1 protein-coding gene is annotated in these 956 nt (G+C 63.1%); it reads left to right on the plus strand.

What is annotated here, in order from left to right:
* The coding region (locus A6A03_RS19350) for a substrate-binding domain-containing protein (RefSeq protein ID WP_156525399.1) at window positions 1-956 on the plus strand (956 nt) is incomplete at both ends.

Genomic DNA, 956 nt, shown 5'->3' on the forward strand with positions numbered 1-956 from the left:
GTGTTCGTGGCGCAGGTTGACTTCAACGAGACGGGCCGGGTGATGGCGGATATGGCGCTGTCGATCCTTGGCCCGCAGGGTGGTGAATTTGCGATCTTGTCGGCCTCGCCCGACGCGGCGAACCAGAATGCGTGGATCGCATCAATGAAGCAGGTGCTGGCCGAGCCGAAGTACGCCAATCTGAAGCTGGTGGATACAGTGTACGGCAACGACCAGTCGGAAGAGAGCTACAATCAGGCGCTGGCGCTGGTGGATAAGTACCCGAACCTGAAGCTGATTATGGCGCCGACGACAGTGGGGATTGCGGCGGCGGCCAAGGCGATGACCGACGAAGGGTTGTGCGACAAGGTGAAGGTGTCGGGCTTGGGCTTGCCGTCCGAGATGGTCAGCTACACCTTGAGCGGGTGCGCGCCGCAGTTTGCGCTGTGGAGCTTCAAAGACCTCGGCTACCTGACCTATCATCTCACCTATCTGCTGGCTTCGGGTGCGTTGCAAGGCGTCGAGGGCGAGCGGTTCAATGCCGGGCGGATGGGGACGTACACGATCGAGAAAGATCCCACCCGGCCCAACGGGTTGCGCGTGCTGATGGGGCCGTTTACCGTCTACACCGCTGAGAACATTCTGCAAGAGGTCGAAGCGCCGAGCGGCACGGTGCGCGAACCGATTACCCTGCAAGCCGGCCAGCGCGCTGACATGATCCTGTTGCCCAAGTTCCTCGGCATTGCCGTCTTTGATCAGGCGCACGACGGTGCGAAAGAGGCCCACGCTGAGCTGGGCAATCCCGGCCAGTTGATCTTCACCGGCCCGACGGCTGAGAACTCGGTGGCGGGGCAGATCGAGACGCTGACCAACGCGGCGACGCAGGGCGTAAAGGCGGTCATGCTCTCGAACAACGCCGGCGACCAGATTGCGGCGGCGGCGCAAGCGGCGCAGGCGGCGGGGGTGAAGGTGGTGAC

This window comes from Chloroflexus islandicus, assembly GCF_001650695.1.
Lineage (GTDB): Bacteria > Chloroflexota > Chloroflexia > Chloroflexales > Chloroflexaceae > Chloroflexus > Chloroflexus islandicus.